Annotated in this window: 7 protein-coding genes and 2 pseudogenes; 5 read left to right on the top strand and 4 right to left on the bottom strand. The window is 40.2% G+C overall.

Going from position 1 to position 7,269, the window contains the following annotated elements:
* From CBG25_RS18330 to mtgA, 3 genes and pseudogenes are all read left to right on the top strand, one after another.
* The coding region (locus CBG25_RS18330) for a transposase (RefSeq protein ID WP_290603757.1) at positions 1-372 on the top strand (372 nt) is incomplete at its 5' end.
* A 149-nt stretch (positions 373-521) separates the two neighbouring features.
* Positions 522-653 (top strand): annotated as a pseudogene (locus CBG25_RS18325) (isoprenoid biosynthesis protein ElbB); the annotation flags it as partial.
* 2 nt (positions 654-655) lie between these two features.
* Positions 656-1,378, top strand: a pseudogene (gene mtgA / locus CBG25_RS18320) (monofunctional biosynthetic peptidoglycan transglycosylase).
* A gap of 295 nt (positions 1,379-1,673) precedes the next feature.
* Here the strand turns inward: mtgA and CBG25_RS18315 are convergent.
* The gene (locus tag CBG25_RS18315; protein WP_290608457.1) at positions 1,674-4,532 is read right to left on the bottom strand and encodes an RHS repeat domain-containing protein; all 2,859 of its coding nucleotides are present in this window, start codon (positions 4,530-4,532) and stop codon (positions 1,674-1,676) included.
* Positions 4,533-4,730: 198 nt separating this feature from the next.
* On the opposite strand from CBG25_RS18315, the gene CBG25_RS18310 reads away from it, so the two are divergent.
* On the top strand, positions 4,731-4,988 hold the full coding sequence (locus CBG25_RS18310; RefSeq protein ID WP_290608455.1) for a hypothetical protein: 258 nt from the start codon (positions 4,731-4,733) through the stop codon (positions 4,986-4,988).
* Between the two features lie 129 nt (positions 4,989-5,117).
* Here the strand turns inward: CBG25_RS18310 and CBG25_RS18305 are convergent, their stop codons facing one another.
* A complete protein-coding gene (locus tag CBG25_RS18305) occupies positions 5,118-5,738 on the bottom strand; it encodes a KilA-N domain-containing protein (RefSeq protein ID WP_290608454.1) in 621 nt (206 codons plus the stop codon).
* Positions 5,739-5,825: 87 nt separating this feature from the next.
* Between CBG25_RS18305 and CBG25_RS18300 the strand changes: the two genes are divergently transcribed.
* A complete protein-coding gene (locus tag CBG25_RS18300) occupies positions 5,826-6,272 on the top strand; it encodes a hypothetical protein (protein WP_290608452.1) in 447 nt (148 codons plus the stop codon).
* A 16-nt stretch (positions 6,273-6,288) separates the two neighbouring features.
* Here the strand turns inward: CBG25_RS18300 and CBG25_RS18295 are convergent, their stop codons facing one another.
* Together CBG25_RS18295 and CBG25_RS18290 are read right to left on the bottom strand one after the other, a co-directional pair.
* Positions 6,289-6,546, bottom strand: a complete 258-nt coding sequence (locus tag CBG25_RS18295; RefSeq protein WP_290608450.1) for a hypothetical protein — start codon at positions 6,544-6,546, stop codon at positions 6,289-6,291.
* A gap of 15 nt (positions 6,547-6,561) precedes the next feature.
* A complete protein-coding gene (locus CBG25_RS18290) occupies positions 6,562-6,963 on the bottom strand; it encodes a pentapeptide repeat-containing protein (protein WP_290608448.1) in 402 nt (133 codons plus the stop codon).
* Positions 6,964-7,269: the final 306 nt, after the last annotated feature.

Raw genomic sequence — 7,269 nt, 5'->3', positions numbered from 1 at the left:
AGCACCCACGACAGTCAGCATTTCGAAAGGGTCATTGACAAGGCCAACACCAATCGCAATATCTACGCCGACCGAGGCTATCCCTCTGCGGAGCGGGAAGCTTGGCTGAAGGCAAACGGCTATAGGAGCCAGATTCAGCGTAAAGGCCATCGAAACAAACCGTTGTCCAAGACTCAGCAAGGGCGAAACCACAGGATTGCAAAGACTAGGGCACGGGTTGAACATGCATTTGCGGCGATGGAACAAATGGGTAGAAAACTGATCCGCACCATTGGACAGGTGCGCGCTAATTTTGCCATGACGATGATGGCAGCATGTTACAACCTAAAGCGGTTGGCGTACTTCCAGAGCGCGTGCATCGTGGCTTTCTGACGCCCAGAATGGGTCAAATGGCCCTAGCCAGGGCAATGTGCGATAGAATCAGTAGCGTGATAATCAAAAAAAATCTAATTATTTAGAATGAAAGCCAAGGGTTAATTGAAAATCTTGAGTTTTTCGAGGTGCCCATTATTTGTTCCTTTGATGATATTGTGGTTGATGAAGATAATAAAGTAATAACAACACCCGCTTATATGTTAGCATCATCACCGGATGAAGCATGGCAAGGAATCAATAAATTAGTTAAAAAAGTAATTGAAATGGCAAGCCGTTAGTTATGTTAGTTTACTTATTATTATTATGGCATTGGTTAAAAAGGGCATTATTAATCTTATTTTCTTGTTGGTTAATAACGATTTTGATTTTCAAATTTTTGCCAGTTCCGTTTTCGATGGTCATGGTAGAAAGAGAAATTAACGCTTGGTTATCATTAAATTTTTCTTATACTTATCGTTCCGCTTGGGTTGAGCTTAATGCCATATCACCGAACATGTTAATTGCAGCGATTGCCGCAGAAGATCAAAATTATCCAAATCATTGGGGATTTGATTTTCAGGCAATAGAAAGTGCTATCAACCAAAATTCCGCTAGTAAAAAACCTATTAGAGGAGCTTCAACTATAACTCAACAAGTTGTAAAAAATCTTTGGTTATGGGATGGGCGAAGCTGTTTTCGTAAAGGTTTTGAAGCTATTATGACGCCGATAATTGAAGTTATGTGGTCTAAAAAGCGGATTTTGACGATCTATTTGAATATTGCTGAGTTCGTTGAGGGTATTTTTGGCGTAGAAGAAGCAGCAAAATATTATTTTAAAAAGCAGTAAAATCAATTAAATGCAGCTGAATCTGCACGATTATCAGCGGTTTTAAAAAATCCGTTAGCTTATCAAGTAAAAAAACCATCTAATGATTTATTAATTCGTCAAGCGTGAGTACTTCAGCAAATGCAGCAATTGGGTGATAAGAATTTTCTGAAAAAACATGGCTTCATTGCTGACTGAAGAGCGCAATAGAATATAGTAATGAAATTTTTGTTTTTTCGGTATTTTGTTCTAAAAATATCAGTTCTTTTACTAGCCTCATATTTGATTGCTAAATAATAACATCAATTATCATTTGATTTTTAACTGAATAAAGAGTTCTTAATATAGTTATTCGCTTGGTTGAAAATGAAATCAGTCATATAGAAGTTTGTTGATAAATCTATCCTGTAGTGTATCAACCAGAAGTATAATCAATACACGGAAGAGGGAGAACATCAATCTTTAGCAATTTTTTATTAACTATAAAAAATAGTTAAAAAGATACACCGCCGCGAACCATTCTTCGAGCCGTGCTGCGAACAGCATCTATTGCTAAGGCTTTTGCTGCATCGGGTAGAATAAAGCGTTTCATTAAATTCATTGTATTGCCCCCAAGCCAGTTTAAAAATTGAATAAATTTACCCGTAACATACTGAAAATAGGGATTTGTGATGGTCAATTGTAACGCAGATCCAATCCCCAAAATGGTCGCACCAATTGCGCTTCCCATCCATTCATTTGGACCGCCAACTGAAATTTTACGTGAGAAAAATGAAAATATCTTATCTCCTAAACTGCGGCCAACGAATCGACTAATGGAATTATTGCCAACATAAGCAGCAAATAGTGCTTCTGATCCGTGTCTGACAATCGCTCCGCCAGCATAATTAAATGCATATGAGCTAATATTATCTGCGTGACGACCTATTATTCCGCCAGTATAGCTGCCGTAAGCGGCATATTGCCCTACGCGTGCACTATGCTTAACGCCAGTTATAAATCCACTGGCGGCGCCAAATGTGGCAGCAGAAACTTCCATTGCCAGGCTAGTTCCTTTACCGCCAATGATATTGACAATACCAATAGCAACGCCTGCTGCATGGGCACCACCCATGCCGCGTTCAGAATTGCCGATTAATCCTCCTGCAGCACCAGAAATGCTTCCTACCGCACTGGCGATCCCTGTGCTGATTAGTCTGGCGCCATTAAGGTGAGCAGTGACGGCACTTAATGTTGCTCCTGCCGCCATATTCTCTGTCGTTGATCTTCCCTGCAAGCGCTTTCTGAAAAAACTGGCTATGCCTCCGGAAAGTTGGTTCAAATTCCAGCCGGCAATCGCACCAATAATAAATGAGCCAATGCCTACTGCAACGAGGATCCCGCCACTAGCGCTTACTGCTCCAGCTATCGTTAATCCAATCGCTACTATCGCTAATCCACCCATCACTGCGCGGGTGATTTTCATACCTCTAGCTAATGAACGTCTTATTGGTTCTCCTTCTCTTCGGCTTAAATAGGTTGATACGATAAATATGTTGCGAAAACGGTTGCGACTTGATTCACCCCGTTCATCGCTATACATAATAGGATTATTTTTTACCATTCGATATAGATTGAGGCCATCCACGGTACCGGCAGGATCAGAGCTTAACCATCGTCCGATCCAGGGTTGATAGTAGCGATGACCATAATAGTAGAGGCCGGTTGCATCACGCTCTTTACCAGAATAACGAAAGATTTTATAGTCTGCTTCAACCTGACTGCTGGTTGTCCATATTGAGCTACCGCCATAGGGATAGTATTCTTCCTGACTAATCACTTGCCCTTGGCCATCAATTTCTATAGCGCTACTACCTATCAGATTATGGTAGCTGTAGCGTAATTGATTATTCTCAATACCTGTTGGTTTGCCGGTTTGCCAATGTAAAACCTGTACTTGAGCCTGCTCGGTGTCAGCGAAGGTCAGAATATGTAAATCTTCGGTTAAAGTTTCATTTATCTGGCTGATATGTAACTGTAAGCCTGATAGATAAATAACCTGTTGTAGGTGGATGCTATTCGCAGTTTGTGATGTGGTCGTTTTAGTTATACGTTGTCCACATGCATCATAGCGATAAGTCTCGTGATCAGATGCTTGTTGTTGGCGTTTTACTGGTGTGATTTGCAGTAATTCTCCGCGAAAACTCCAGTTAACGGCCTGAGCGGGCTGTAATTCTGTTTGGTGACCACCTGCATCAAACAGTTCGTCGACTTGTAATGGGTCGCTAGTTAGATTGCTAAGTACAGCTCGATTACTGCGGTTTGAGACGGTAATGTTGGTTGTATAACTGTTGTTACTGGCTGGGGCGCTATGGCGGATTTGGGTCAAATTACCCGCCACATCATAAACATAATGCCGAATGTAATTTGTATAGACACTATTATCAGCAGGCAGAGGAATGATTGGAGAAGGTAATGTGAAACTTTGTGGTTGAAGGTTAGCCATTACACGGCCAGTGGTGGATACCAGTTGATAAAGCGTATCATAGGTATAGGTATTTTCTGGAATGACTTTTTGATTATGCCAGAAGCGAGTTACCTCAGCATCATTACGCACGTTGATCACATTACCGACCGGATCATATTGATAACGTAAATCTTGTAAGATTTTTGCCGCCATTTGATGCGCTGCCGGCCGTTTGATTTTTGCGGCGATTAACCGTTGGGTTTGCGGTTCGTAAAGATAGCTGGTTACGATGCCATTGCCATGTTCTTCGCGTAATTTTTGTCCCGCGGCGGAATAAGTTAACGATTTAATGATAATCTGTTCGGTAGCATTTTCTATGGTTAGCCAGCTACTTTTTAGCATACCAGCAATATCATATTCTAACCGACGTCGGTTACCTTTAGCATCAATATTAAGTAATAATGCCCCGCTAGCATCAACAATATTTTGCGTGGTATAGCTATCATTAGATAAGTAACTTTGCCAGATAGTCTCATCCTCTGCTTGCCAGTTAGTTTCCTTATTGTTTATCAATAGCTGTTGGGTTAAAGATAATGGTACTCCTACTAAGGCGATACTATTGACTTGCTGTAAACCAGCGGTGTCATAATGGCGTAAACATTGTCCAAGCAGGTTCTTTTGCTTTTCGCTATCACTATTTCCAGCCCAAATAAAACGTTCTGTAACATACTTTGTTTTTGATGGTAATTGTTCAGTAATATTAATAGGTCTTCCGAGTTGCTGGCTATCTTCATATTGCCAGCTACGAAAAACACCTGTTGCAGAGATGGCAAATGTTGGCCGGCCGGCAATATCATGCAGATCAAAAGTCGTTCCGGCATCAACACTGTTAGTAGCTAAAACCATACTCGTTAGTGATACGTGGTAGTAAAAATTGGCTTTTATCGTCGGGTCATTTTTTTGTTGTTCATATAACCGTGGATCAATACTTTTTATTAATAAACCATGCGCGTTATATTAAACTAGTTGCTGAATAGAGACTTGCATTTTTTGTCACGCTATTGAGAATAAAAAGAGGTTTAACTTAGAGAATAAAGGTTTGAAATGATCAACAAAGAGCGGCTGTTACGAAATAATCGTTTATGTAAAGCAATCATTGGATTATCAGTCGAAGAATTGAAAAATTTAGCCGCTGAATTTTCAGCTTGTTATTTGATTTATCGGAAAAAGAATCGAAAAGATCACGAGCGGCAGATGGGTGCAGGGCAGAAAGGATTTATCCCAACCCCACTAGATAAACTGCTTTTTATTTTATTGTACACGAGTTTCGCACAGGCATATAAAATTCTAAAAATGGCTTAAAAGCAATGATTAATCTGCAAGTTACTAAAAAACATAAATTTTCTTAAATTACAATAAGTTGTATTTGATTTATAAGGTTTTGACTATTTATATATCATGCTGAATTAAACTTAAAAATAGAGCGTTTTTTTATTGGTGCGAAACTCGTGAATGATTTATCTGCTGACTGTTTACGCCATTAAGCATTTTGCTAAATTGGGTAGGGGTCATGCCTTCTTTAAAGAGATTTTTAAGACAATCGTTTTCGGTTTCTAGCTGTTGAACCTGTACCCCTAACAGTTGAACTTTTTTATGCTGCTCAGCCCATGCAATTGCGGATTCAGCAGGGTCAAGGAAATTAGGTAAGCCTAAATTTGTGGGGTCAACAGGCGCTAATTTACCCGTTCTGTAATCAATGAAAATCTGATTAACCATCAATCTGAACTTAGGCGAAATCCATCCAGCATACTCGATAGCTAAAAGTTCATGGGCGAAAGTGCCTGGTGAGGAACCGCCGTTAACGGTGTTGAGCACTTTATGAGCAGAGCCCGAATTCGGGCTTTGGTTGTTTTTCAACAAGTTAGCTTCTAATTCTGCAATTAATTCTTTAGCCTGAATAGTAGCTAGCCATTTGGAAGGGCGTTTATGTTCACCTTCACCACTGGCTTTATGTAACGCATTTAGATTAAAGCGGCCATTTTCGTCAGTGTGAATTTCAACACCAGCAATAATAGGGAAATGTTTATTTGGTATATTCATTAAATTTGACATAAAGGTATTCCTCAATAATGAAATTGATGAAAGATTTTGCAGATTGAACCCTAAACCCGTTATACTTATCAAAAAGGAGGATTCCCCATGGGTCAGGTTGCATTTGATACATTAAAATTTGTTGAAACATTAGAAAAAGAAGGTCTACCTAAAAATCAGGCTAAAGCCATTTCTTTAGCTGTCCGTGAATCACACGAGGCGGTTGATGTAGCTACTAAAGCTGATATTGCTGATGTTAAGCGTGATATAGCTGATGTTAGAAAAGAAATTGCTGATGTTCGCAAAGACTTATCTGCTGAAATCGCTGATGTTCGCAAAGACTTATCTGCTGAGATCGCTGATGTTCGTAAAGATATGGCTGCTCGCTTTGAGAAGAACGAAGCCCAGATACAAGCGCGTTTTGAAAAAACTGATGCTCAGATAGCACTAGTCCGTAAGGATGTTGAACATATTGCTAATGGACTACTTTTAAAACTTGGTGGTGTAATCGTTGTGACTATTAGTGCTGCAACAGCAATACTCAAATTCTTCTAATCCCTATGTTGCAGGTTCAAATCCTGCACAGCCCGCCAATCTGACGATGTACCTTCATCAGTCTTAAATTCTCTTTTTTAAGACGCTTATTTTCTTTTGTTAAGCACTGTATAATTTCTTTGAAAGTTTTTGTTTCCATGTCGTCGTCATTCCATATATCAATGCTGCTTAAGTATTTTGCATCGCTCAAATCACGACTGCCATTAGTCACGCCAACCAGATTACCCATATTAGGGTGTTTTGCTGTTACAATGCGTGGATTGTCTAATCTCATTATGTATACTCCTTCTTATTGCCCAGTATTGTCTAACCAATCAGGGCGCTCACCTTTACCCAAGTAAAAGTCTAAGATATCAAGTAAGCGAGGGTAGAACTCAAGCGCTTTTCTGCCATCCATGTCCACGATTTCTTCTTTACTGAATTTCCGCCACTTCTCTACCGAATGATGTTGACATCCCGCACGAAGGTATTCTCCATTTGTAATGGTAATTGGATATATTTCACCCATAATTACAAATGTGTGATCTGGAAGATCGGCTCCACGTAGGTTGGCTCCACGTAGATTGGCTCCACGTAGGTCGGCTCCACGTAGGTTGGCTCCACTTAGGTTGGCCTTGCGTCCCTTTTCGCCCATCGAATCTACCCAAACTTTATGCGCCTCAAGTATTTTTCTTAATTCATCGTTATTCATTTTATTTCCTTTAGATGATAAAAAAGACCTGTTCAGGTCTTATGTATATGAGTTAGGACGTGTGCCCAAGTGCCTCTTGGTGTCCGATTACAGTCATCACGGACGGGTTAACGCAATCAAACTATAGGGCACCTCGAAAAACCTAAGCCGAGTTTGATTTTGCTGATAAAGTTATCGGAAGCTGGTCTACTGAGCTAACCACCATGAAGAAACGCAGCGCCATTAAGAATGACCTCTTTGCAAACCAGTATCACCAACAGACGATCGACAAGTTGGGTGACCCGCTGGTCAAGATCGAAACCTGTA

The organism is Arsenophonus sp. ENCA (genome assembly GCF_002287155.1).
GTDB lineage: Bacteria > Pseudomonadota > Gammaproteobacteria > Enterobacterales > Enterobacteriaceae > Arsenophonus > Arsenophonus nilaparvatae.
This window is presented reverse-complemented; position numbering and strand designations above follow the sequence as displayed.

Excerpts from the sequence above, each read along its gene's own strand:
- CBG25_RS18290 (WP_290608448.1), bottom strand. The coding sequence starts at position 6,963 with ATGAATAACGATGAATTAAGAAAAATACTTGAGGCGCATAAAGTTTGG.
- CBG25_RS18300 (WP_290608452.1), top strand. The coding sequence starts at position 5,826 with ATGGGTCAGGTTGCATTTGATACATTAAAATTTGTTGAAACATTAGAA.
- CBG25_RS18295 (WP_290608450.1), bottom strand. The coding sequence starts at position 6,546 with ATGAGATTAGACAATCCACGCATTGTAACAGCAAAACACCCTAATATG.
- CBG25_RS18310 (WP_290608455.1), top strand. The coding sequence starts at position 4,731 with ATGATCAACAAAGAGCGGCTGTTACGAAATAATCGTTTATGTAAAGCA.
- CBG25_RS18305 (WP_290608454.1), bottom strand. The coding sequence starts at position 5,738 with ATGTCAAATTTAATGAATATACCAAATAAACATTTCCCTATTATTGCT.
- CBG25_RS18315 (WP_290608457.1), bottom strand. The coding sequence starts at position 4,532 with ATGGTTTTAGCTACTAACAGTGTTGATGCCGGAACGACTTTTGATCTG.